The sequence below is a fragment of the Acidobacteriota bacterium genome, from assembly GCA_016713675.1.
Taxonomy (GTDB): Bacteria; Acidobacteriota; Blastocatellia; order Pyrinomonadales; family Pyrinomonadaceae; genus OLB17.
This window is the reverse complement of record JADJOS010000001.1, coordinates 456,253-481,956: the sequence shown is the minus strand read 5'-3', so window position 1 is coordinate 481,956 and position 25,704 is coordinate 456,253. Positions and strand designations below refer to the sequence as shown.

Genomic DNA, 25,704 nt, shown 5'->3' with positions numbered 1-25,704 from the left:
CTCTCCGACCATTACCACCAAAATGTCGAGTTCGACTATGCCGATGACAATGATGAACATCGGCTCATCGATTTCGGTTTGCCGCATTAAATGAACCAAAAACCGCCTTTCACACTGCCGGCCGCCGACAAGACCGACGGGTCCGACACGTCTTATTTAACGTGATCGCAGCGACTGTGAAAGTGAAACGGAATTTCTGAATTTTCTTTGGCAAAACAATGGTCGGAACAGTGTGATCGGCGTCGGCTCTATGAGTAACGTCTCAGGCGAATCGCCGGAAAGCGAGTCAGTCCCCGATGAGGTCACTAAAAGGTGATGACGCCTGTCTGTCGTGCTTTTCGGGTGTAAGTAACGCTCGAGACTATTTTGTCGTATCTTCTCCGAGTTTTTCGCATTTAGCATTGAAAAGTAAAAATCCGGGTGGAGGCTCGAAATGAAAAGATCGATGATCAAGTTGTTTGCTGTAATTCTGGGTCTATTCGTTGGACTTATAGATGTAAATGCCCAAGAACTGAGTTCGACGCTCTTTCCGGCGGTTTCGAAGGCAAATAGAACCGCAGAAGCTCAGCGTCCGGTCGAATCGCCTACCGATCTCGATCGTTTGATCAGGATCGCGAACGAGGACGGCTCAGTCAAAGTAATCGTGGGATTTCGGATCGACAATTACGAACCAGATTCAAGCCTTGCCGGCCCGGCACAGAAAAAGCAGCGTGACGACATCGAGCGTATGCAGATTTCCCTGCTCGATCGTCTGAGAAATTTCAGCTTCACGAACGCAAAGCGATTCGAGTACATTCCCTTCATTGCACTTGAAACGTCGGCTGATGCACTGCGATACCTGATCCGGTCGTCGGACGTGACCTTTATTCAGGAAGATGAGGTGAACTATCCGATGCTGCCGCAGAGCATTCCGATCCTCGGCGGAAGCCCGTTCGGCGGAGCGACGGGCGGCACATTCGGCGGATTCTCAGGTGCCGGACGAACGGTCGCAATACTGGATACCGGCATCGACAAGGCTCATCCATTCTTTAACAACCGTGTCGTTTCCGAGGCCTGCTATTCGACGACAAGCGGCTCGACGACGAGCTTCTGCCCGGGCGGTGCGGGTTCGTCCACCGCCTCCGGGTCAGGTGTTCAATGCCCGGCAAATGTCGACGGCTGCGCCCACGGGACACATGTTGCGGGCATCGCTGCAGGAGGCAATCCTCTAATTTCCGGCAACGGCGTGGCCCGAAACGCGAACATCATTGCGATGCAAGTCTTTTCCAGAACGACGGATTGCGGCGGTAACCCTTCGCCGTGCACCACCGCATTCACATCTGATGTGATCCTCGGTCTTGAACGTGTCTATGCACTTAGAACGGTCTATTCGATCGATTCTGTGAATATGAGTCTCGGATCAGGCCGGTATTTCAACTATTGCGATACTGAACAGGCGGCATATAAATCGGCGATCGATGCGTTGCGTTCGGCTGGGATCGTATCGATCATTGCGTCAGGAAACGATGGCTACGCTGATTCCATATCGGCGCCGGCCTGCGTCTCGACGGGTATCAGTGTTGGCTCTACCAATGACGGCGATTCTTTTCCTGTCGATTTTGTATCATCGTTCTCAAACGCCGCACTGATGCTTAACCTGCTCGCTCCCGGCGAGCTTATCCTATCGGCGGTTCCGGGCGGCTCTTATGACAATAAGCAGGGAACATCGATGGCCGCTCCGATGGTAGCCGGTGCATGGGCCGTGATGAAGGAAAAGTTTCCAGGCGACACGATCCCACAAACACTTACGCGTCTCAGATACAGCGGTGTGCAGGTTTTAGATTCCAGACAGGGCCTGGTCAAGCCGCGAATCAAACTGGATGCGGCACTCAACGCCTCGAACGCAGATCCGTGCTCATCCACAACCGCGATCTCCTTTGGTCAAACCGTTAACGGATCGTTCACAAATACCGACTGTCTAATGCTCGGCGGCAGCCGAACCGATATCTACACTTTTAACGGAACTCAGGGGCAAGGAATTGCCATCACGGAAAGTGCTGCCTTCTTTACCTATCTATTTCTTGTTGATGCAAACGGCAATGTAATTGGCCAGAACGGTGGCGGCCTGACGTCACGAATACCTGCCGGAACGGGTTTTCTTTCGCTCCCGGCGACCGGGACCTACCGGATCTATGCCACCACGGTCGAGGGCAATCGATTGGGAAATTACACGCTCAATTTGGCGACAAACGGCTGCACCTTTGGGGTCTCGTCGAGCAGTGCGAACGTTGCGGCCAGTGCCGGAAGCGGTAATTTCAACGTTACGACTACCGCGGGCTGCGCGTGGGCAGCTCAGAGCAACGCGGCGTGGCTGACGACCAGTTCGGCCGGCAGCGGCAACGGTGCGGTGAACTATAACTTTGTTGCCAATACCGGTGCTCAGCGAACCGGCACTATCACGGTCGGTGGACAAACCCACACCGTCACACAGGCCAGCGTGGCAGTTACGATCCGGTCACCGTTCGACTTTGACGGAGACCAGAAGACCGATCTGTCGATCTTCCGCCCCGGCCCGGGCGAATGGTGGTGGTTGAGGTCTTCGACCGGCGGGAATTCGGCGTTGCAGTTTGGGGCTTCGACGGATCGGTTGGTGCCGGTTGATTTTACGGGGGACGGGAAGACGGATGTGGCGTTTTGGCGGCCTGCGACGGGGCAGTGGTTTGTACTGAGGTCGGAAGACTTTTCGTTTTATGCGTTTCCGTTTGGGGCGAATGGGGATGTGCCTGTGCCGGCGGATTTTGATGGTGACGGGAAGTCGGATCCGGCTGTGTTTCGTGAGAGTTCGTCGACTTGGTTCATCAACAAGTCGTCGGGCGGGACGGATATCTTCGGGTTCGGGTCGGCCGGCGACAAGACGGCGGTGGCCGATTATGACGGTGACGGCAAGGCTGATGTTGCCATTTTCAGGCCCGTCGGTGTGAACGGGGCCGAGTGGTGGGTGAGGCGTTCGTCGGATGCGGCGGTAGTCGCATTGCAGTTCGGTTCATCTACCGACAAGGCCGTTCCCGGCGATTTCACGGGTGACGGCAAGGCTGACATTGCATTCTGGCGGCCTTCGACGGGATTTTGGAATGTGCTGCGGAGCGAGGACCTTTCGTACTTTGCGTTCCCGTTCGGCACGACGGGCGACGTGCCCGTCGCGGGCGATTACGACGGCGACGGCAAGACGGACGCGGGCGTCTTTCGGCCTTCGAACTCAACGTGGTTCATCCAACGCTCGACCGCCGGAACGCTGATCCAGCAGTTCGGTGCCGCCGGCGACGTACCGCTGCCAAGCGCGTTCTTGAGATAAAGCGGACGAAGATCTGCGGCTTTTTTACTTTTGGTGTTGCTGATGCAGGCAGGCTGCCTGCGTTCCGTCCGAATCGCAACAGACACACGCGGTTCTGATATGGAAACGCCGCTGTCCGGATGTCTCAGTCCGGGCAGCGGCGTTTGCTTTACATCGCTAGAGGATGTAAAAGACATTGCCCTAGCCGTTAGGATCAGGGATCTCGGTGACCGATTGCGGTGAGAGATTCATTACGTTATCGCCGGCGATCACGGAGACGGGCGAATTCCAGAGGGCGAATCCGCGGCCGACGCGTGAGATGGCGAAAAGGTAATACGACGAAGGCGAAACGCCTTTGAGGTCGGTGGTGCCGCTGCCGCCGGTAGTGCCGGAATATTTGACGTGCGAGCCGATGGCACGCATCGCGGCTCGCTGAAATTCGCCATAGCGGTCGGGAAAAACGGCGGCGAGGCCGAGGCTGGCGGCGAGCGTGTTGCCTTCGATCGGCTCGACTCGGGCTTCGCTGAGGATCTGTTCGACATCTTTATCAAGCAAATAGAATTTGGTCCCGCTTGCCGCACGCGGACCGCCTTGACGCGGAGCGATGCGGGCATTGATCTTGACGACGCCTTTGTCAGGCGGCGGTGCGTTGGGCACGGACGTCTCGGTGCTTTGGACCGTTGTCGTCTGCGTCGGGGCACTGCTGGTCACAGGCACATCGGTGGAGGTCGAAGGTACTGTGGTCGTCTTGGTATCACGGAGCGGCTCGTTGGTCGAATTGCGACGCCCGGCCAGATTGACGTTGACATTGGTATTTCCCTGGTCGTTGGTACTGCGGAAGAGCAGAAATCCAAGAATCAAGACGGCAATGCCTGTGAATACAACAGCGGCGATCGCCCAGGGCGGAAAGCTGTTCTCGCTTTCTGCTTTGGTGATCAGCACCCGCTTTTCGACGGCTGGCGGACGCATTCTTAAACCGCAATTTGGACACGCGTCGGCACCCGTCGAGACCTCATGATTACACTCTGGACAATATAGTAGTGACATAAAAACAAATCTCCTCTGAGAAAAGTATGTCAGATATCAAACGTGGGCTCTGTTCGGTTGCGAACATAGCGGAAATTAGCGAAGCGACGCAGAGAGAGAGCGAGACCAGAGGACGCTGTTCTGCCGCTGAGTGCAGTTTTTCGGCGTCCCGCGTTCTCGTTATCTATACTCGCGGACGAGGCCGTCCGCGTCGCTGCTAAGGCGTTGGGTTTGGATTTGGCGTCGGACGCGGGCCTTGGCGGGGCGTTCCGGATGGAGTTGGCCTCGGGGTCGGCGTGCCGGCCGGCGTTCGGGTCGGCGTAGGTGACGGCGACGCAGATGGGCTCGGGCTCGGGCTGGGTGTTACGCTCGGGCTCGGCTTGGGCGTTGGACTCGGAGTCGGCGTCGCGATATTCGTGTTCAGATTGAGATTCATCGGGGGCGGGACCGAATTGAAGTTGAAATTGGAATCGATACCGCCGATATTGGCGTTGAGATTAACGTTCGGGCCCGACGTGTTGACGTTCATGTTCTTGTTGGCCGAGTCGTCTTTCTGCAGCATCCAAAACAGCCCTGCACCGGCACCGAGGACGAGCAGCGTGAGAAATACAGTCAGTACGACCGTCTTCATCGTATTCGATTGCGGAGGCGGAGGCGGATAGTACGCCTGAGCGGTACGAGGACGGACGGCCTGTTCGCGGATAGGTTCGTTGGTCGTCGGGATCACGATGCGCTGGCCTTTGGGCTCGACCGGCGGCAGGCCTTCGTCGAGATTCGGGGGCGGTGCGGGCACGTCTTTGCGGCGGATCATGGTGATCTCACCGATATCATCCTCTTCCGGTTCCATATTCTCGCTGGGCAATTCGGTAAATTTCGGCTCGGCCTCTTCGATCAGCGGCGTGCCGTCCTTTGTGCAAAATCGAATGATCTCTTCGTCAAAACGCATGTCGCAGATCGGGCAATATTTCATAGAGTTTATGGCAGGCGGCGTACGAACCGGTCGAATTTTGAAAACGCGTTATTTTATCACGAAATGTTTGATGAAAGGCAAACAACCTCAGCGAACTCCGCGAGAAACTCAGCGGCCTCTGCGTTGAAATGTAAATTTACAACGCAGAGGCCGGAGAGATCTTCGCAGAGGCCGCAAAGAAGCCGACGATCTATCGACGGCTGATAACCTGTTTTAAATCGTCGTTAGGATCTGTTTCGGGCTCGTCGGGCATTACTTCGGAACCGTAGCTGACCAAGAGCTGCTCGACCGCATCTTCTTCGGCATAGTACCAGGCGTTTTCGCCCTCTTTGTCGCGGGCGTTGACGTTGGCACCGGATTCGAGCAAAAGGCGGACGTTCTCGAGATGACCGGCCTCGGCGGCACGCATGAGCGGCGTTTTACCTTCTTTGTTAGCGAGGTTGACGTCGGCTCCGGCGTCGATCAGGGCACGGAGAACCTCGGTCGAGACTCCGCCCGAGGCAAGTATCAACGCCGTGTTGCCGTCATTGTCAGAGAGGTTGAGCTTGACGCCGTGGCGGACGAGCAGGTCGATCAGTTCGGGCCTAGCATCGGCGTCGAGCCGCATTAAGGCGGTCTGTTTGTTCCTGTCGCGGACGTTTAGCTTTGCACCCGAATCTATCAGCATCTCGGCGATCTCGAGGCTGCCGTTTTCGACCGCGATGAACAGCGGCGTGAGGTCGTCGTAGTTCTTATCCTTGCCGTTCACATTCTCGCCCTTTGAGATAAGCTCGCGAACCTCGTCGATCTCTTCGCTGTCAACGGCACGTGCCAACGCGGTTGCATAATCGCGAGAGACAGCAATGACGCCGCCCCAACTGTCAGTAGTGATGGAGGTGTCGGCAATGATCTCGACGGTCGCTTCAAGTTTGATCTCAAGCGTGAGGTCTGTGTTCGTCTCGCTGTCGGCGGTGACGGCTATCTCGGCCGAACTTTCGGCAAAGCCGGCGGCGGTCGATTCGATACGATAATTGCCGGGAGCGAGGCCTGACAGCGTATATTGGCCTTCGTCATTTGTCGTGAGTTTGTGATCAATGTTCGTCGCGACATTTATGACCGAGACGACGGCGTTTTGGATCACCGCACCATGCGGATCTAAGATCGTGCCGGAAATACGGCCGGTGGCGGCGGTTTCGCTATTTTGCGGCTTTAAGAGCGTTGAAATTTCAAGCGGTCCACGCGATACATGCGGGACACCAGTAACGACTCCTTCGCTTTGAGCGTAAGCAGCGGTGGAAAGTGAGAGTGACGCCGTCATCACGCCGGCCGCAATGCCGGGAACGCGCCGTGTGATCTGATACATCTGGCCGGCGAACACCGGCCGTTTGGTTACGGGGTGTTTCATGTAGCGGATGCAGATGTTGCCGTCAGAGGCTCGGACGAGGCGTTTTGCGTCCTTTCGGTTCATTTCAGAGAGGTTGTTGACGTCCTTAGAGCAGTGCTCGCAGGTGCGCACCATTTCGCTTCCGACCATTTTGTCCCAATCCGCAGTACAGGGGCTGCCGACGCTTACATTATCGATAAATCCATTTTTAGGCATAGTGGTATCCTCACGTACTCGGACGCTTTTTTGTATTTTGTTGTCACCTATTAGACAACCAGAATTAAAGAATGTTCCCGAGGAGAGAAACTTGCGTGTTAGCTAACTGCCTAGATGCATCGAGGTTTTTGAATGGTTGCTTTTGCGGGAGTGAGAAATATCGCGATCTAGCCGTCGCCGGAGAATTGGCCGCCGATGTAGCTGTGATACATCGGGTCGGCGGCAAGCGAATCACGAAGGACGCCGAGGAAAAATGCGACGTCGCTCGTATTGCGGGCACGCATATTCTCGACGATCGAATATGCGTGGATCGCATGCGAACCAAACTCATATGCCATTCGCGGCAAACCCGAATTGCGGGCGTAGTATGCCTGGGCGATGTAGCCGGCGGCTTCGTTATCGACCCACGGCATCGCGGAGCGCGTAAGATCGAACGATGCATGAACCGCTTCGTGGCAAATTAGTGCGTTGAAAAGGCGTGAATATCGCGGGTTGTTGCCGAGGTAAAAGGTATTTGCCGCGAAGCCGTTGGCAGTGTCGTTGCGTGCCGAGTACATCGCGATGTCGTTTGGGAAACGGCCCTCGACGACGGCGATGCTGCCGCTGCGGAGTGCGTCGGCGACACGGGCAAAGCTGCGTGCATCGACCGAGACGGTCGCACCGGTCGAACCCGTGAAACTGAATGAAATACGCTGCGTCTCGCCGCTTTTGAGGATCGAGATCATTTGTTCTTTTACGCCCATAATTCACCTCCGGAATGCTATATGAAAGAGTGACGTTAGAATCTTAACTCTTTTGCGGCCGCATCAGTTAATAAATTCTTTGGCCTCGGTCGGATCGGGCAATAGCGGCGCGTCAAAGGCGGCGGGCTCTTCTTCGAGGTTCCAGATCTCGTAGAGCGAAGCAGGGCATTCGGTGATGAAGCGGGACGGCTTTTGGAGGACCGTTTGGCGGTTGTAGTCGGTCATCAAGAGCGGATATGTGAGATACAGTTCGTCCTTGGCACGCGTCATGGCGACGTACCAGAGTCGGCGTTCCTCTTCTTCGCTGTCGATCTCGCGAAGCGATCGCGGGCTGGGGAATTTGCCCTCGGCGGCCCAGATGATAAAGACTGCCTTCCACTCGAGCCCTTTCGCCTGATGGACCGATGTGAGCGTGAGCAGTTCGTCCTCGTCGCCGCCCTGGACGACCTCTTCGCCGACCAGCGGCTGCGGTTCTTTGAAACGCTCGGTCGAGAGCAAAGCTAATTCGCTGAGGAGATCTTCGGTCGATTTGTAACGGATGGCGTAGGCGGCGAGGCCTTTGAGGTCTTCGATGCGCGCGTCGGCGTTCTCAAAATTTTCCTGTAGATATTGTTCGTAGCCGTGCGTCAGGATGATCTCGATCTGCTTGCTCGGATTGTTGCGGTTTTCGTCGGATACCAAGAGTTCGAGGAGCACGATGAAATTTCGCCAGGAAGTGCTGGAGCGAAGACGGTCCAGTGACGATGAAAGTTCGATCAATCGCGACGTTGAGAGAACCACCCCGTCAGCCGAAGCGGCTGCCACCCCTCCTTCGTACGGAGGGGAGTTTAAAGCACTCGATGACACATCCGGCCCGGTAACGATCGCCTCGAATACGCGATTGGCGGTCTTGTTTCCGATCCCGGGAATCATCTTCAGGATCCGTTTCCACGCCAACTCGTCACGGGGATTTACGATGACTCGCAGGTACGAAATTACATCTTTGATGTGTGCCTGCTCGAAAAATCTGACGCCGGACTGGATGCGGTACGGGATGTTGCGGCGTGAGAGTTCGAGCTGCAGTTCGATCGAATGATAGTGCGAGCGGTACATGACGGCAATGTCTTCGAGATCGGTGCCTTCGTCGCGGAGTTCGAGGATGCGTGAGGCGACAAAGGCGGATTGCTGCTCGACATCGCTGCATGGAACGATCGCCGGGCTAAAATCGCGTGAACGCCGAACCGCTGTGAGCATCTTTGGGAACTGCTTGCGGTTGCATGCGATCGACGTGTTCGCAAGTCCCAGGATCTCGGGTGTCGAGCGGTAGTTTGTTTCGAGTTTGTAGACAGATGCCTCGGGATACCGCTTTGGAAACTCGTAGATGTTAGTAAACTCGGCTCCGCGCCACGCGAAGATCGATTGGGCGTCATCGCCGACGACCATTACGTTGCGGTGTTTGGAGGCGAGCAGGTCGATGACCTCGGCCTGGAGTTTGTTCGTGTCCTGATATTCGTCGACCAGAATGTGTTGAAACTGCTCAGCGTAGAGAGCATGTATCTCCGGTTTTTCGACGAGCAGCCGTCTTACGTTGAGCAATAGATCGTCGTAATCCATCACGTTTCGCTCTTGTTTGCGCAACTGATAGATCGTATCGACGCGTTCGATCTTTTGGGTAAGCGGTTCGAAATACGGGTATTTGTCGACGATCACTGCATCGATCGGAGTCGCTGTATTGTTGGCGTACGAGATGATGGATTGAACGACTTCGGCCTTGGGGAAGCGCTTTTTCGTTGTGTCGATGGAGGCTTCGTCGACGCAGACATTGATCATTTCGCGGGCGTCTTCGCTATCGAGGATCGAGTAATTGGCGTCGTAACCGATCGAGACCGCGTGCCGCCGCAGGAGCATATTCGCGATCCGGTGGAAAGTGCCGCCCCAGACGCGATGGACATTTTGTGAGCCGGTTAGCTGCTCGACGCGCCGCAGCATCTCACGGGCCGCACGATTGGTGAACGTCGCGAGCAATATCCGCTGCGGCGAAACTCCGTGTTCGATGAGGTAGGCGACACGATAGGTGATCGCCCGTGTTTTGCCCGTGCCGGCACCAGCGACGACGAGTGCGGCCTGCGGCTTTGCCGTCACGACGCGAAACTGCTCGTCATTCAATTCACTCTTGTATCGAGTGAGCTTGTCGGGCAGGGAACTTTTATCGCGTTTTAGGACATAGCGTGCCATTGTTTCATTTATAGCACGCTATGCCGTAAATCAATAATCCCGGCAGAATTTTCCGGGATCAGTTTCCATGAATTTCCGGGCCGATCCGGGAACGGCGGTTGGTACCGATGTAGTTGCCTTGGACGACGTTGGAAGTAGACGTAACGGTTGTTTGCTGTTGGCCCATCATTCCCTGCACACCGATCAGCGATCGTGACGGATCGGTGACACGTTTGACTCGAACATTCCGGCTTTGTGCGGGAACCGTATTCCCGCTCGGGTCGCTCGGGTCGATGGCGATCCCGGATATTCGGCCGCCGATCGCCGGAGTTGTCGAGTTCGTCGAAGTTCTGCGAACTCTTTGAGGTGTATCGATCATCGGATCCACAGAGATCGATATCGCGGAACTCCGATTCGGATCGGCGGTGGAATTTGTGTTTTGAGACCGGTCCCGTTTTTGAGCTGATGCGTCAAGGGAGAGGATAAAGATAAACGCCGATGCGATAATTGCGGTGCAAATAGATTTCATGGTTTTTCCTCCTTTCGTCTGTCGCAGGCGTTTTAGAAAAGCAAGATCCGCCCACGCAGAGTGGACGCAGATGGCAGGGGATTTTGCTTAAAAACCGACGATCCATGTCCGCTAGAGGTAGACGATCTTATTTTGCACCGGCCGACGGCACAGGCCACGGCTGGCCCTTTTTTGGCAGGCGTGCGGCCATCGCTTTGCCTTCGGGGGTCGTCCAGGCGAGTCCGCTAAAAAGCGAGGTCGAGGGCCCGGCGAGCCTTCCATCCATCGGAGCCCCGCCGACCGGAATCTCCATATCGACGAGATAGGCATTTGCAGCAAGGTTGATATTGCTGACCTGTTCGGGATGCGTCACGATGCGGCCGCCGCGCTGAACCGTAAAACGCCAAGTTCGCCAGACCGTGCTGTTCTTTGATATCGTACACTGCCAATTGCCCGGGTGATCCTCGATCTGAAGTCTACCGCTGCGCCGGTCGCCGCCGAACGAGAGCGGCGCCCTCAGATATACCATGTAGAACTGCATCTTCTCCTCGTACGGCATACCGGCCTTGTATTTTGGAGCAAGCCGGTCCTGGTAGATATTAAAAGCGTTTTGCACGTATTTCATGTTCGCTTCTGTCGCGTATTCCCCGGGACCGGGAAAGGTGAGTGCTTTGCCATCGACCGTGCAGCCGAAGGTTGTCGCCGGCAGCGGATTCATGACGTCGGTCGGCGGGCTGACGCTGAAATAGAATTCGACCTCGTTGTGGCCCGAACGCTCGGGCCGCTGTGCATAGTCGAAATACGGAATATGTCCGGCGGGGCGCATATACAAAAATCCGACGGCCGCCTCGCTGTGGCGGTTGACCATGTATTTGGGCGGGGCCGTGCCGGGCTGCTGGCCCGAAGGTGCTCGATTTATTGGCTTAATATCGATCTTGTAAGTGCGGACGAGTTTTTGATCGCTGCCGTTCATTCGGTAAACCTGCACGTCAAACACGCCGGTTTCCTTGGTAGCGGAATCCTTTTGCCAACAATCGACGGTCCAGGCAAATCCCTCGACAAATAGTCCGGAAAGCGGATGATAGGTGCTGGTGTTGCAGAGCGTTGTTCCTGTGGGCTTGCCGTTCTTCAACACAACAAACTTGATCTGAGTGCCCTCCGGATAATTGCCGAAAATGCGAGCATATGCCTTGAGCATCCAGCCGTGATGGACCGGAGCTCCGTTAACGCCCGTGTTCGTGGTCGCGACCGGAGATTCGAACCAGGTGAAGCCGTCATCGACGACGTCCTGCCGATTCTGCGAGACGGCAGCAGTCGTGAACAGTACAAGCGGGAACAAGTGTAAAATTATCTTTTTCATAGGATCGAATATTCGGTTTTCGGCATCATACCACAGACACAAACTTGCCTGATAGACCAATTTATCCAGACAATGCGGTTATCTTTACATCTCGGGCGACTATGGCTAAAATTCTCGTACTTTTGAACCAAGATAGGAGACTTATGAAGAATCTGTTAAAAGTGTCGGTCGCCGCGACCATAATCCTCGCCGGAATTTTCGCTTACTCGACGCGTCCGACGATCGCAAAATTTGCCGACCCGAGCGCGGGTTTTGCTGAGAACAACGCCTCGCCACGGTCGCTATACCAAGCGAATTGCTCCAGCTGCCACGGCAGCGACGGACGAGCAAATACGGCCAAAGGCCGCGAAACTGACGCGGACGACCTCACCACGTCAAAAGTGCAGGGAATGGCGGCGTCCAAGATGGCGCGGATCATAAAGGCCGGAAAGGGTGATATGCCCGGATTCAGCAAAAAGCTGACCACGGCACAGGTCAACCAGATCGTCAGCTACGTTCGCTCATTGTGATCATTGGTCACGGAGTCTTGCCCGCCTTTTTGGTGAGCTTTTCGAGTTCACTTTTCGCCTCGGTGTAATCGGGTTTGATCGCGATCGAGCGCTTGAGGTCACTGATGGCGTCTTTGTTTCGTTTCAGATCGATATAAACAAGTGCGCGGTAATAAAGGACCTCTGAGTCGTCAGGTCTTTGTTTCAGCGCGGTCGTATAGTCAGCGACAGCTGCATAGTATTGGCCCAAGTTGTGGTGTTCCCAGCCGCGGCGAATGTATGCGAGCGTCAGGTTCGGATCAATGGCGATGGCTTTGGTGTAATTGGCGATCGCAGATCTGTGGTCATTCTTCTCGCCGTAGAGATCTCCAAGATTGGCAAATGCATTGGCGTTCTTCCAGTCGTATTTGAGAGCAATTTCGTATTCGGCGACCGCCGCGTCGTATTCTTTTTTCGAGTGATGAGCCATGCCGCATACGACATGGGCATCGGCGTGAGAATACTGTAGTTTTGTCGCCGCCTTACAATCGGCAAGTGCCTCGTCAAAGCGATCTTGGTTAAGATGGATGAGGCTGCGGTTGTACAATGCCAGGACAAAATCAGGATTCAACCGGATCGCCTCGTTGTAATCGGCGAGAGCCTCGGCGTTTGAGCCCTTCCTATAATAAGCGTTTCCGCGTCCGTTGTACGCTCCGAATGCGACGGGCCTTAGCTTGATCGCTGACGTGAAATCGGCGATCGCGGCATCGTAATCACCTTTGTCGAACAGGGCATTTGCCCTGTCGAAAAACTCCTGTGCCGTTTGCGGCGAGGTTTGAGAAACCTGACCCAGGATCGAAACAGCGAGGGAAACAGCCAGTACCAACAAGAACAGACAACGAGAAACCAAAACTCTCACTAAGAACTCCTTTACGCTTTTTTCGAGAATGATAGCATAGAAATACCTAATCGAGGCGGCATCGAAGAATCTGATGCGCGCCGCAGGGGCGTTATACGACATGTGATCGTTCGAATGGTATAATCACGGTCAAGAAAGGCAGTAATCTATATTTTTGGAGATAAAAGGAAATGAAACTTCCGGGTGGAATGGACCTGAACGCAATGATGGAGCAGGCTCAGGCGATGCAGGAGCAAATGGGCCGCGAGATGAAGCAGATGGTCGTCGACGCATCGGCGGGCGGCGGTGCGGTGAATGTGAAAATGCGCGGCGATTTTGAGGTCGTCTCGGTCACGATCTCGCCCGACCTCGTCAAAGACGGCGATGTCGAAATGATACAGGACCTGACGGTCGCGGCATTGAACGAGGCTAAGCGAAAGGTTGAAGAGTCGCTCAAGGGCAAACTGGGCGGAATGCTGCCTCCGGGGCTGATGTAAGTTGAATATGAATGGTGAGCGGTGAACGTCTTGTCACTCATCTCTTATCACTCATCATTATTTATGCTTGATTATTCCGAACCGGTCGCTAAGCTAATCGACGAATTCAAACGTTTGCCGGGTATCGGCAGCAAGTCAGCTCAGCGGCTGGCTTTTTACATATTGCGGCGGCCCTTGGGCGAGGTCGAGAATTTTGCCAATTCGCTGCTTGAGGTCAAGGCAAAGATCGTATTCTGCTCGGTCTGCAACAATCTGACCGACGTAAACCCCTGTCTGTACTGCTCAAATCCAAAACGCGACCGCTCGATCATCTGTATTGTCGAAGAGCCGTACAATCTAGTCTCGATCGAGAAAACCCGCTCTTTCAAGGGGCTTTATCACATTCTGCACGGGTCACTGTCGCCGCTTCGCGGCGTCGGGCCGGACGAATTGATGTTAGCGAATTTATTGCCGAGGCTTCGGCCGGAAAATAACGAGGGCGTCGAGATCGCAGAAATAATCGTCGCAACAAATCCTACCACCGAGGGCGAAGCGACCGCCAACTACATTGCCAGGCTGCTCAAACCGCTCGGTATGCGCGTCACTCGAATTGCGATGGGGATGCCGGTCGGGGCCGATCTGGAATTCGTCGATGAAGTGACGATGGACAAGGCATTGTCGAACCGACACGAGATCTAAGAAAGACGAGAGACAGGAGAAAAGGAGACGGGAGATATCGATCATCCTGTCTCCTTTCTATTTTCTCCGGAATTTCTAAAATCTTACTTTCTGCTCCTCGGCCTCGGATGCACTGCGTGAATGTTTCCACTCTTCTTCGGTTTCGTAGAAATTCACATCAAAGCTGAGCAGCGATTTTGCCGCAACACCATCGAATTCATTCGGGGCATCGTCAAATTTGGCGATCGTCCCGATGCCGATCACTTCGGTGCCTAGATCTTTTACGATATCGATCGTCTCTTGAATGGCCTTGCCCGAACGGTTGATGTCATCGACAATGATCGCCGGATAGACCTCATAATCAGACATGTACTGGCGAAACTGCCTGATCCCATCTTCGGTCTCCGCCCAATAGATCTGCTGAGCACCGAGAGCTTCGCGGACACCGAATGCAACCATAATTCCGCCCGGACTCGGGCTAATCACCGAAACTTTCGGCAAACGGCTCGAGATCGATTTTTCGAGACGGAACATACGGCTAAGTCCCACTGACAAAATACGTGCCGTGTCGTAATAGCGAAATGCGAGCGGCATCTGGAAATAGTGCGATGCGTGTTTGCCGTTCGGATAAATAAAATGACCTTTTCGGTAAGCACCGGTGTCGGTCATTATCTTCATTACAGATTCGGCAGAAGGAATCAGATCAACCATATTAAATCTCCTATGAAAGCGTGAAAAATAAACGAATAATCGATTTTAATAACGCGGCCGTCTTTTATCAAACATCAGCCTGAAATATCTTGTGTATCAGGAATTGCTGGTCGAGATTCATCTCGCGGGGTATGTCGTTCGGATGACACCAGCGGATCTCTTTGATCTCGCGGCTGCCGATCACTCCGACGCCCGTGGACCTGGCCATGAACAGGATCTCGACATGACGCTTCAGCGTGCGTACCCGGTAGAGAGTGATATCGGTCAATTCGAGCCCGGTTTCCTCTCGGATCTCGCGCCGGATAGCGGCCTCGGGCTGTTCCCCGGGGTTGATGAAGCCGCCGGGCAAACCCCATCCGGATGCCGGACGCAACAAGTGATCCAAAAGGAGCAATTCACCCTTTTCGTTAGTTATAATTCCAACGACCGAGGCAGTGAATTTATGCTGCGTCGCCCGCGTTATCCTCAGCCGTGCCCATGACGGCAGCAGTTTCCAAGAATTACCGATTGTAGAGAGGACAAAACCCATCAAAATTTCGTGTGTGATCGCGGAAAAACAACAGCGTTAAAACTTTATATACACTATGGACCATTCGTTCTGAATGCGTACCGTTAACGATCATCATAGCAGTTTCCCTTCGCGAGTTTTATTATGCGTTACGTCAATATCAGGTCATGGCTCACCGTCGTTGTTTTCTTCGTCTGCCTAGCAGCTGTTTCCGGCAGTGCACAAAGCGGTGTGCTGCGGAGCGACGTCGAGCGTTCGTTCAGCCGTGCAGATGTCGTTCGTGTCGAAGTGTCTAATGGGAAGATGAGGTTTCGCACGGCCGGCGGAGCGGTGGAAATTGCGTTACAGCCGCACGACCTGCGGGCACCTGATTACCGTGCGGAGAATACCGGTTTCGAGGGAAATACCGCGGAGGAGCGGCGGCCGGTAAACACATTTATCGGCACTGTAAACGGAGACTCTGGATCGAACGCAAGATTGAATCTTCTTCGCGGCGGATATGAAGGGTTTTTTGAGCTGCGAGGTACGCGTTATTTTATCGAGCCGGCTATAAACTATTCAGCGGCTGCAGAACCTCGAGATCACATTATTTATCGCCCTCAGGATGCAATTCGGACAGACGAATTTTCATGCGGATCTTACCTTGCGGACAAGATCGAATACGGAAAGCAGTTAACAGATTCGGGTCTCGCGGCGCGTCCGTCGGGGCCGAAGCGGATCGAGATCGCAACGGACGCTGATCTCGAATATGTCAATATTCTGGGCAGTGTCTCGTCTGCAAACGATGAGATATTGGGTATTTTGAATACGATCGAAGGACTCTATTCCAGTGACCTCAACCTTTCTATCGCGGTGACATTTCAGCACACTTGGACGACGCCGGACCCGTATGCAGGGGCAAATACCGAATTGACGGTTCGAAGCTTCCAGGCGTTTTGGAACGCAAACTATCCGTTGTCGTCAGCCCCGAGGGACACGGCTCATCTATTTTCGGGCAAGGCACACCTTCAATCTCAAGGATGGGCATTTATCGGTGTTATCTGTAACAATCCGAATTTTGCGTACGGTATGAGCGGGTATATCAACTGGTCGCCGGGCCGATATCTGGTCACAGGACACGAACTCGCACACAATCTCGGAGCAAACCACGCCGAAATTGCTCAAAGCTGCGGCAATTCACTCATGAATGCCCAGTTGAGCGGAGGCACTCCGCTCTCATTCTGCCAATACTCACGCACGGAGATCGACAATTTCGTTAATACAAACGGGGCATGCATGACATCGCGCACAGCGTGTCAATTTGATCTTGACGGCGATGCGAAGTCGGATATTGCCGTATTTCGTCCGACTGCCGGCGAATGGTGGTTTCAGCGGAGCGGGGACGGCGGCAACGGTGCGGTCACGTTCGGCGAGGCTGCAGATAAGATCGTACCGGCCGATCTCACCGGCGACGGCACGACGGATATAGCAATTTGGCGGCCCTCGACAGGATTCTGGTACGTGCTTAGGAGCGAGGATCGAACTTTCTATGCGTTCCCGTTCGGTACAAGCGGCGACACACCGGTGCCGGCTGATTTTGACGGTGACGGCAAGGCCGATCCGGCAATTTTCAGGCCGGCGTCAAATACGTGGTTCATCGACAATTCAAATGGCGGTATGACGATCTCGCAGTTCGGCACCGCCGGCGATCTTCCAGTGAATGCAGACTACGACGGCGACGGAAAGGCGGACATCGCGATCTTTCGTCCCGCATCGGGGCAATGGTGGATACAGCGAAGCACCGAGGGGCTCACTGCATTTCAGTTCGGCAGTAACGGCGACCGGACGATCCCGGGCGACTTCACAGGCGACGGCAAAGCTGACGTTGCGATCTGGCGGCCTTCGAATGGATTTTGGTCTGTGATGCGCAGCGAAGACGGAAGCTTCTACTCGTTTCCATTCGGCACGTCGGGTGACATTCCCGTCGCAGGCGACTATGACGGCGACGGTGAGTTTGACGCGGCGGTATTTCGGCCGTCGAGTTCGACCTGGTATGTGCAACGCTCGACCGCAGGCACGTTAATTCAGCAATTTGGGACGGCCGGAGATCTGCCGGTGCAAAATGCGTTCGTCCGATAGACAGGCGGGCGCGTTTTCCGGCAAACCGTGTGATAGCATTGGGAATACGGCAGTTTGAACGCGGCGGATCGAACTGTCGATAACTGAGATGTTGTCGAGGTAGAAATGAGAAAGATCAAGTTTGCGTGTTTGCTTCTATTTGCGGGTCTTGGGATCTTTGGCTTTTTTTCGGAAAGCGGGTTTGTTCAAACGGCCAACTCATTCACGGCCGGGCCGCCTGCCGGTTTTTCGGGTGCTCCTGACGAGAACAATTGTGCGAGTTGTCACCTCGGCCCCGCGTCTGTCGGACAGTTTGCGATCTTAAATGCTCCGGCGAGTTACACTCCCGGTCAGACATACCAATTCCAGGTCAGGCACACGACGGCTGATACGACACGGTTGAAGTGGGGCTTTCAGATGACGGCCCTTGCAGGGCAAAATTCGGCGGGGACTTTCGCTAACGCAAATGGAAACACACAGACCATTACAGAAAATGGCCGTTTTTACATTCAACACACGACGGCAGGCACATACACCGGGCAAACTCTTTCTGCCGAATGGACGGTAAATTGGACCGCCCCATCTGCATTAGTCGGCCCTGTGACATTTTATGCCGCGGGAAATCAGGCGAATAACGGTAATGGGCCCGACGGCGATCAGCTTTACACCACCAACAGCGTTTCGCAGGCAACGGTGCGGCGTCCGATCTTTGATTTTGACGGCGACAGCAAGACGGACCTGTCGATCTTTCGTCCGGGCCCGGTAACCGGGGCGGAATGGTGGCACCTCAGATCTTCGGATGGGGGAAATCGAGCAACTCAGTTTGGCACCTCGACTGACACGGTCGTACCTGCTGATTTCACCGGTGACGGCAAGACCGACATCGCATTTTGGAGGCCCTCGACCGGATTTTGGTATGTGCTTAGGAGTGATGATCTCTCATTCTTTGCGTTCCCGTTCGGAGCCACGGGCGATATTCCGACACCCGCCGACTACGACGGCGACGGCAAATCTGATGCGGCCGTCTATCGACCGTCGACTACGACATGGTTCATCTCAAGATCGACAGGCGGTACGCAGATCAGCAATTTCGGTGCGGCAAATGACCTTCCCGTCGCGGCCGATTATGACGGCGACGGCAAAGCCGACATAGCTGTATTTCGAAGAAACGGACAAAGCGGAACTGAATGGTGGCTGCAGCGAAGTACTGACCTGTCGGTATTTGCCGTGCAATTCGGTTCTCCGACGGACAAAGCGGTTTCGGGCGACTACACCGGAGATGGTAAAGCCGATATAGCATTTTGGACGCCGTCGAGCGGCAATTGGTTCGTGCTGAGAAGCGAAGACCTTTCATACTTCGCGTTCCCGTTCGGTACTGCGACGGATGTTCCGAGCCCCGGTGACTATGACGGTGACGGTAGATTTGATGCTGCTGTCTTTCGTCCTTCGACGTCAACGTGGTTTGCCCAGCGTTCTACCGCAGGAACCCTGATACAGCAATTCGGTACTGCCGGGGATGTACCTTTGCCGAGCGTCTTTGTAAGGTAAGTACTGACCTCCATAAAAAATGTTAAGGCACTAAAGAGGAATTTCTTCCCATTTAGTGCCTTTTTGTTGCTCTTTGGCGAGCAGCGTCCTTATTTCACCGATACGTCGTCGACCCGGAAGGTCGTCGTGATCGAGCTGTCCATCGTCGAACGGAATTGGATCCGCACGGTTTGGCCCTTGTAGGCAGCGACGTTGAACGACTTTTGCGAGTAGCTGCCCTGTGTGGTCTTGTTCAGGTTGCTGTATGTTGCAAGAGTTGACAGCAGCGTTCCGCTTGTATTGCGGACCTCGACAAACAGTTTGTCGTACTGCGTCGTCGTTGTCGTTTCGCTCGACGTCACATTGAGCCAGAAGGTCATCGTGCCTGTCGCGGTCGACGGGATCGAAACCGACTGGTACGACTGTCCGGTGACGCTGTTATTGACACCGAAATAGATATAGCCGGTTCCGCCGTGCGGAGCATTGCCATTTGCGGTGTAGAAATAACCGGTACCGGATCCGACCCATGGGCTGGCACTACCCTCAAATCCGCCGTTGACGATCAGTTCGTTTCCGCTCGGTGTCGGCGTCGGTGTTGGAGTCGGTGTGCTGCCGCCCGGGCAAGTTCCAACGCCGACTGCACACCATGTAGTCGCGATCGTCGTATATTGGGCACTCGACGAGCCGAAAAGGTCGGTTGCGGCATTGAGCATTGCCGTCCGAGCCGCCGAGAAATTGGTTCCTGACGTCATATAAACGGTCAGGGCACGATACCAGATCCTTGCGGCATCCGTCGCACCGATACCGGTAACAGTGACGCCGCTCAAATGATGCGTGCCGCCCGCTGCTGCGAGGTAATACGCATGATTGGCGATACCTGAATTGATATGTACGCCGCCGCTGTCGGCCGTTCCGGTGTAGCGTTCGGTGTAGTGGTCGGGATCGTCATTCGATGTATAGCCGCCATTGCCGGCGAGATGCGGATTGTCCATGTAACGAAGGGCATCGCCCGACGTTGCGGGCGTATATGATTGTTCGCCGATCTTCCAGGTGTCTCCGGTGACAACGCCGCCGCGGGAATAGAGTTCGGTCATCGAGCCGAAAACGTCGGACATCGATTCGTTGAGAGCTCCGGATTCACTGGAATAAGTGAGATTTGCCGAATACTGCGTTACGCCGTGCGTCATCTCGTGGCCGGCGATATCGACGGTCGTGAGCGGTGAGAATGTCGTTCCGTTCCCGTCGCCATAGGTCATTTTATTCTGATACCAAAACGCGTTGTTGTAGTTGCGCCCAAAATGGACACGCGATGTGATCAGACTGACGCCGCTGTTTGCCGCCGCCGCTGTCGTTCCTGGGCCGCCGCTGCCGTTGATGCCGTTTCGTCCGTGAACGTTAAGGAAATAATCATATGTCCAGCGAGCTCCCCAATGTGCGTCAACACCGGCATCCTCAGTATTTGTTCCGGTGCCCGACACGCCCCAGATGTCGTCAGTGCCCGAGTAACGCGATTGCGTGCCGCCCGTGCCGGTCGTCGTGTTGCCGGTGTTGTTCATGTTGAAAGTGCCCATCTTGCGGGACAGATCTTCCATATAGAAGGTAGAGCCTGATTGGCTGGTGTCGATCGCGACAGTTCCGCTGTACAACGAATTGCCGGTGCCGGTCTGGAGATTGTCGTATTCGAACACTTTTTCGCCCGTGTGAGCGTCTATGAACACGACCGGGGCCGAGGTGTGCCGTGTTCCGTCAAGCCTTGGCGTTTCTACTCGATAGACCAGATGGTCGCGGGTCTCGCCGCGGTAGACGTAGAGGTCGACCATCGGTGAATCGGTCTGTTTGGCGCGGCCGGCGTAAGCATTTTCGGCGAAACGGAGAGCCTCTTTCTGCGAAAAGTTTGCGGTCGTGTTGACCGAAATATTTTCCCTCAGATCATCGGTGACGGTCGCAAGCGTTCCGTCCGATTTGAGATGAACGATCGCCTCACCTCCCCAAACCGGCACACCGCCGACGGTTTGCCGGACACGCGTGTGAGCCATCCGAAGTTCATCGATCTCGACCTTCTGTATCTCAAACTCGTCGACATTACCGATCGCGCTCTGGGCCGCACGGTCGCGAAGAATATCCAAACTTATTCGTTTGGCAACTTCGCGTTCGTCCTGCGAGCCGGTGCCAAATAACGCCTTGTTCGCCTCAGCACGCTTCGAAATAGTGCCGAATACGATCAAAACACTTACAACTATCGCCAAAAGGCCGAGAATTTTTTTCACGTTGATGATCTCCTTAATTTTTAATTTGCAGCAATGTAAGGAATGGCGAAACGATATGGAAAGAGTGCTCTAACCAATTTCACCAAATAGCTAAAATTGTCGAACGAACTGCCAAAAGTACCGTTAAATTTTGTTAAAGATTCTGAAAGGCGAGATGATTCTATCACCATTCTTCTTTGAGTCAAGTGTACAAAGAATCGATAACGCGGCGAGGAATCAACCAATCGCCGCCAGCAGAGCGATCTTAGGAATCGACACTACCAGCGGCTGGACGCGGGACGCTGAATTGTGGGTATATTTCGGTTATTTGAGGCTAACCTTGAGCGTATAATTTACGGTCGGGTGGGCGACCACATAGATGTAATAGTTTCCCGTTCTTGGGATCTTGCCCCGCCATCGTTTTCCGCCGTTCGACTCGGCGCCGAACGTGACCGCACTGCTCGAGAAGAAATTTGCCGAGCGGCTGACCGAGAATTCGGCCCGGTTATTATCACGGCGACGCCAAGAGATGTTCACCGTCAGTGTCTTGCCCTTCTGCGCGCGAATAACATAGCTGTCATGAGCTTCGCCGCCTACGTAGCCTTTGACCGTAGCCGGACTCGTAAGGCGTTTCTTTGGCGTACGGTCAGCCTGTGCCGAAGCTAAACCGGCCGCAGCTAGTAATGCGATCGTAACAACGGCCATCAAGGCCAAACTGTTTGCTATTCTTTTCATACCAATAGTTAGTCCCGGTGCTTGACCAAAAATCTGGTCGCCATAAATCCTTCTTTTCCTTTGAATAGTACCTTGCACCAAGTCTTATCGTAAAACACGATCTCGACCTCATCACCATTGAAGCCTTCGGCAAGAACTTCGCTTGTTTCATTGGCGGCGGCACGCAATTTCAAAAAACTGCTCTTGATGCTGATATTGACGAGTTCGCCCTGGACAAAGACCGGCCCGGCTTTTACCGGCTGGGCGCTGTTCTTTTTGTCATCGGCGAGTTTTTTCTGCTCTTTTTTGAGATCTTCTTGCTGCTTCGTCAGGTCCTCTTTTTGTTTGGCCAGCTTCTCATCCTCTGTTTGTTTCTTTAGGTCTTCGATCTCCTTTTTTAACTTTTCCGTTTCCTGTGAACTCGAACTGCCGCCGCAGCCGGCGAGCCCAAGCGTCATCGCCAACATCAACGCAAAGATCAAGATGATCATCCATGACATCTTTCTCATATTCTTAAGATTCTCCTGTTTGTCTGTGTCCACGGAATTGATCATTCCACCGCATCAGGCGAGCGTTCCTGTGCGATCGAAATGGTGTAAATATAGGCATTTGCGACGTATCGAGTGGTTTCCCGCGTGCCTTCAGCGTAAATGCCCGCATTGGAATCCGGCCCCATTAGCCTGAACATAAAGCCGTCGGCCTTTTTGGTAAAATCGGCGTATTCGCGAGCTTCGATCTCGCTTGTGATTATCTTTGTGACCTTGCCGAGGATCTTCTCAACGTCAACGAGTTTCATGTTGACGTGAACGCCATTGGGTGTCTTGAATCGCGAATCCCAGACCTCGATATTCATGATGCGGGCAGTTTCGTCTATCGGCCTTTGCGGGTCTTCTTCGTCAGCGTAGAGCGTCATCAACTGGACGTCGCCCTGCTTGACGGAGATCAGAGCCACGCCTTCGCCGTCGCTAGTGCGTTCGAATGTCGTTCCTTTCATCGCCGTGCGTGCCTCGGCAATCGTCATAGTGAGACGAATGCCGCCCGCGGAGGTCTTGGTGATCAGATAATTTGCGGGTGATGATGACGCGACGTTTCGGCGGGTGCCCGAGACCTTGGTCTGACCGTCCCAATCGATGCCGGAATAAATATTCGCCGAATCGAAGGTAAGGGTCATTTCTTTGCCGCTTTCAAGATTTTTAAGCCGTATTTGATTGTTGCCGATCGAAGTCCAGGTAATGCCTTGCCACCAGCCGTTTGAGAATTTTTCGATCCTAGTTTGCCCAAAATCGAACTGGTAGGTGGTTCCGCCATAGCTGTATGTCCATCCCGTTCCCGCGAGGCCGGCGGTAAAGTCCTGCGTGTTGGCGTCTTCATCCGAGTAGAGAGAGAGCCCGATGCCGTAAATATAAGCACCTGGGGTAAATTTGTTCGCATACTGTTCTCGCGGGTCAGGAGTTTTCACATCGTAAATACCGGCTTTTGCAGAATTCGCTCCTTTGAACTCAAAGTTAAAGCCGTCCGGCTGATTGGCAAAATCACCTGTTTCCGTTTCGCCGTAGGATAGTGTCATCCGGCCGAGTTTGCCCATTACCTTTTCTGCTGCAACGATCGTAATTCCGGGATAGAGACCGTTGGCGGTCCTGTATCGGGAATCGATGGCCTTTACCGCAAAGATCTTCGAACCGCCCGTGATCTCATTTGCATCAGTCGTCACAACCGTTGCGATCATCACGAGCTTTCCCTTGCGGAAGACCTTGACCTCGCCGTTTTCGCCCTGCATATTGAGCTCGGCGTCATCGAGTGCCCTTTTCGCCTCGTTGATCGTCATTCCGAGACGAACTGCGCCGACCGATTCGCTGGTGATCAAATACTCCGAACCGCCCTGTCCAAGCGTGGTAATTACAGTGAACAATGCAATAAAACTCGCGGCTGACAAGAACTTGGCCGATCTCGTTTTCATAATTTCTCCTTAAAATTCCCATTGATAATCTGATCGACGGCGAGCATGGGCCTCAACTTTTCTCGATTATCTTTTTCAAGTTATTTCGTTCTGACAACCCTGAGACCAACGCTGCCATGACGCATCGTCGGAGAATTTGAGTAGCGATGCGATGACCGCATGAATTCCGCCCCCTGGTAGTAAGACCCGCCGCGGATCGACCTCACGGAGCCGCCGGTCCAAGAAATGACCGGATCAATGGCATCTTTCGGGGAGTAATTGTCCCAACAATCCTCCACCCATTCGGCAGCGTTTCCGAGCATGTCGAACAAGCCCCAGGCATTTGCCTTTTTTGTAGCTACCTCGTGGGTTGTTCCCGAGTGGTTTCCAAGGAACCACGCATACGTGCCCGTTTCTTTAGCGTCGTCGCCAAAGGGGTAATTGGTGCTAGATCCGGCCCGGCAGGCATATTCCCACTCTGCTTCGGTAGGCAAACGATACTTAAAACCGTCACTTTTCGAGTTCAGTTTGGCGACAAATTCCTGTGCGTCATCCCACGATACTTTCTCGACCGGGCATTTCGGACACGTCGCGTTCTCGCTCGGATTCTTACCCATCACGGCGAGCCATTGCTGCTGGGTGACCTCGGTGGCGTGCATCTCAAAGCTCTTGCTAAGTGTCACCTTGTGAACCGGCTTTTCGCTGGAACTCTCGGCACACCCCTGACAATTTTCTGTTACCGCGGTATTGAAACCCATTTGGAAGCTACCCGCAGGGATTGCGACGAATTTCATCCCGAAGCTGTTCGTCATGTTTCCCACGGCAGTCGTTGGGGATGACGGGGTCGCTTTTGGCGTCGGCGTCGGTTTTGCCTTGCCGGTGCCCGTTTTCGCGGGTGTCTTAGAAGGCTTTTGGGCATTAGATGTCTGTGCACCAAAGGTTAGAGCAATGGCGACCACGGATAATTTCAGTAGCAACTCTATGTTTTTCATATTCTTTTTGATGAATGTTCTAAGCGTGCGATGCGGCTACTCAACGACCACTCCTCCGCGTTTTTTCCATATTTCGATATTGACCCCTTGTGTATTACTTGAGATCTTTGCCCCTTTCAGCTTGACCGATTCCATGTTCTCCAGATGCATCTGAATACGATCATTGATCGCTCGCCTCTCGGCTGCCGGCAATCGCTCCCAACCTCCCCAACCCAACTCGCTCTGATTCTTGGAAAAGACCTCTAAATGCGTATTAAACCCGCAATCCGCTAGATCCGCCCCTCGAAGATCGGCGTTTGTGAGATCCGAGCGGTAGAGAGCCGAACGGCTCAGATTCGCCGACATAAGTGTTGCCCCGATCATTTTGGCATCCCTAAGATTGGCGTACCTGAGCCGGGCGGATGTCATGTCGGCACCGTTCAACGTGGCTCCGGACAGATCCGCTTCGTAGAGGTCTGCTCCGGCCAGATTTGCGTTAGTCAGATCCACTTTTGCGTACTTAGCAGGATTCGTTTCTGAAGCGGACAAGTCTGCGGCATAAAGGAATGCTCCCGCCATTTTCTTCTCGCCGCTTTTGAGCTTTGCCACCCAGCAATCACGTTGTTTAACGGCTTCGGCCTGTGTAATTGTGTCCTTTTGCTCCATTATTGCCTGAGCTGTCAGGCAAGTCGTCTGGCCCGTAGTTATGACCGAGCCGAAACCCATCAGAAGTGCCGCCACCGCTCCTACGATAATGAAACTACGGATATTGGTCTCAGTTGTCAC

At 54.1% G+C, this 25,704-nt stretch carries 22 protein-coding genes; 6 read left to right on the top strand and 16 right to left on the bottom strand.

Translation table 11 applies throughout. From position 1 onward, the window contains the following. Positions 1-433: 433 nt before the first annotated feature. Entirely contained in the window at positions 434-3,331 is a 2,898-nt protein-coding gene (locus tag IPK01_02165) for a S8 family serine peptidase (GenBank protein ID MBK7932306.1), read from the top strand. 180 nt (positions 3,332-3,511) lie between these two features. On the opposite strand, the gene IPK01_02160 is transcribed toward IPK01_02165, so the two are convergent. From IPK01_02160 to IPK01_02130, 7 genes are all read right to left on the bottom strand, one after another. Next, positions 3,512-4,357, bottom strand: coding sequence for a zinc ribbon domain-containing protein (locus tag IPK01_02160; GenBank protein ID MBK7932305.1), 846 nt, complete (start codon positions 4,355-4,357; stop codon positions 3,512-3,514). A 196-nt stretch (positions 4,358-4,553) separates the two neighbouring features. Next, entirely contained in the window at positions 4,554-5,306 is a 753-nt protein-coding gene (locus IPK01_02155) for a hypothetical protein (GenBank protein ID MBK7932304.1), read from the bottom strand. Positions 5,307-5,496: 190 nt separating this feature from the next. After that, positions 5,497-6,885: an ankyrin repeat domain-containing protein gene (locus IPK01_02150; GenBank protein ID MBK7932303.1), complete on the bottom strand. Its 1,389-nt coding sequence runs from the start codon at positions 6,883-6,885 to the stop codon at positions 5,497-5,499. 167 nt (positions 6,886-7,052) lie between these two features. Then, the gene (locus IPK01_02145) at positions 7,053-7,628 is read right to left on the bottom strand and encodes a hypothetical protein (GenBank protein MBK7932302.1); all 576 of its coding nucleotides are present in this window, start codon (positions 7,626-7,628) and stop codon (positions 7,053-7,055) included. A 63-nt stretch (positions 7,629-7,691) separates the two neighbouring features. Beyond that, positions 7,692-9,842 carry an ATP-dependent helicase gene (locus tag IPK01_02140; protein MBK7932301.1) on the bottom strand — a complete coding sequence of 717 codons (2,151 nt, stop codon included), beginning with the start codon at positions 9,840-9,842 and terminating at the stop codon, positions 7,692-7,694. Between the two features lie 58 nt (positions 9,843-9,900). Continuing rightward, positions 9,901-10,350, bottom strand: a complete 450-nt coding sequence (locus IPK01_02135; protein MBK7932300.1) for a hypothetical protein — start codon at positions 10,348-10,350, stop codon at positions 9,901-9,903. Between the two features lie 127 nt (positions 10,351-10,477). Then, positions 10,478-11,689: a hypothetical protein gene (locus IPK01_02130; GenBank protein ID MBK7932299.1), complete on the bottom strand. Its 1,212-nt coding sequence runs from the start codon at positions 11,687-11,689 to the stop codon at positions 10,478-10,480. Positions 11,690-11,832: 143 nt separating this feature from the next. On the opposite strand from IPK01_02130, the gene IPK01_02125 reads away from it, so the two are divergent. Then, positions 11,833-12,198, top strand: coding sequence for a cytochrome c (locus IPK01_02125; GenBank protein ID MBK7932298.1), 366 nt, complete (start codon positions 11,833-11,835; stop codon positions 12,196-12,198). Between the two features lie 7 nt (positions 12,199-12,205). Here the strand turns inward: IPK01_02125 and IPK01_02120 are convergent, their stop codons facing one another. Continuing rightward, entirely contained in the window at positions 12,206-13,075 is an 870-nt protein-coding gene (locus tag IPK01_02120) for a tetratricopeptide repeat protein (GenBank protein ID MBK7932297.1), read from the bottom strand. A 170-nt stretch (positions 13,076-13,245) separates the two neighbouring features. On the opposite strand from IPK01_02120, the gene IPK01_02115 reads away from it, so the two are divergent. Continuing rightward, a complete protein-coding gene (locus IPK01_02115; protein MBK7932296.1) occupies positions 13,246-13,551 on the top strand; it encodes a YbaB/EbfC family nucleoid-associated protein in 306 nt (101 codons plus the stop codon). Positions 13,552-13,614: 63 nt separating this feature from the next. Further along, positions 13,615-14,229: a recombination protein RecR gene (gene recR, locus IPK01_02110; GenBank protein MBK7932295.1), complete on the top strand. Its 615-nt coding sequence runs from the start codon at positions 13,615-13,617 to the stop codon at positions 14,227-14,229. A gap of 75 nt (positions 14,230-14,304) precedes the next feature. On the opposite strand, the gene IPK01_02105 is transcribed toward recR, so the two are convergent. Then, entirely contained in the window at positions 14,305-14,919 is a 615-nt protein-coding gene (locus IPK01_02105) for a hypothetical protein (protein ID MBK7932294.1), read from the bottom strand. 67 nt (positions 14,920-14,986) lie between these two features. Beyond that, positions 14,987-15,448 carry an NUDIX domain-containing protein gene (locus tag IPK01_02100; protein MBK7932293.1) on the bottom strand — a complete coding sequence of 154 codons (462 nt, stop codon included), beginning with the start codon at positions 15,446-15,448 and terminating at the stop codon, positions 14,987-14,989. A gap of 123 nt (positions 15,449-15,571) precedes the next feature. On the opposite strand from IPK01_02100, the gene IPK01_02095 reads away from it, so the two are divergent. Both IPK01_02095 and IPK01_02090 read left to right on the top strand, forming a co-directional pair. After that, on the top strand, positions 15,572-17,545 hold the full coding sequence (locus IPK01_02095) for a VCBS repeat-containing protein (protein ID MBK7932292.1): 1,974 nt from the start codon (positions 15,572-15,574) through the stop codon (positions 17,543-17,545). Between the two features lie 105 nt (positions 17,546-17,650). After that, entirely contained in the window at positions 17,651-19,072 is a 1,422-nt protein-coding gene (locus tag IPK01_02090; protein ID MBK7932291.1) for a VCBS repeat-containing protein, read from the top strand. An 89-nt stretch (positions 19,073-19,161) separates the two neighbouring features. On the opposite strand, the gene IPK01_02085 is transcribed toward IPK01_02090, so the two are convergent. The 6 genes from IPK01_02085 to IPK01_02060 form a co-directional block, all read right to left on the bottom strand. After that, positions 19,162-21,318 (bottom strand): M4 family metallopeptidase, encoded by a 2,157-nt coding sequence (locus tag IPK01_02085; GenBank protein MBK7932290.1) that lies wholly within the window; start codon positions 21,316-21,318, stop codon positions 19,162-19,164. 303 nt (positions 21,319-21,621) lie between these two features. Then, complete coding sequence (locus IPK01_02080; protein ID MBK7932289.1) at positions 21,622-22,032, bottom strand: hypothetical protein; 411 nt, start codon at positions 22,030-22,032, stop codon at positions 21,622-21,624. Positions 22,033-22,040: 8 nt separating this feature from the next. Next, positions 22,041-22,520: an SH3 domain-containing protein gene (locus IPK01_02075; protein ID MBK7932288.1), complete on the bottom strand. Its 480-nt coding sequence runs from the start codon at positions 22,518-22,520 to the stop codon at positions 22,041-22,043. 41 nt (positions 22,521-22,561) lie between these two features. Beyond that, complete coding sequence (locus IPK01_02070) at positions 22,562-23,968, bottom strand: hypothetical protein (protein ID MBK7932287.1); 1,407 nt, start codon at positions 23,966-23,968, stop codon at positions 22,562-22,564. A gap of 80 nt (positions 23,969-24,048) precedes the next feature. After that, complete coding sequence (locus IPK01_02065) at positions 24,049-24,939, bottom strand: formylglycine-generating enzyme family protein (GenBank protein MBK7932286.1); 891 nt, start codon at positions 24,937-24,939, stop codon at positions 24,049-24,051. 36 nt (positions 24,940-24,975) lie between these two features. Continuing rightward, on the bottom strand, positions 24,976-25,644 hold the full coding sequence (locus IPK01_02060; GenBank protein ID MBK7932285.1) for a pentapeptide repeat-containing protein: 669 nt from the start codon (positions 25,642-25,644) through the stop codon (positions 24,976-24,978). Positions 25,645-25,704: the final 60 nt, after the last annotated feature.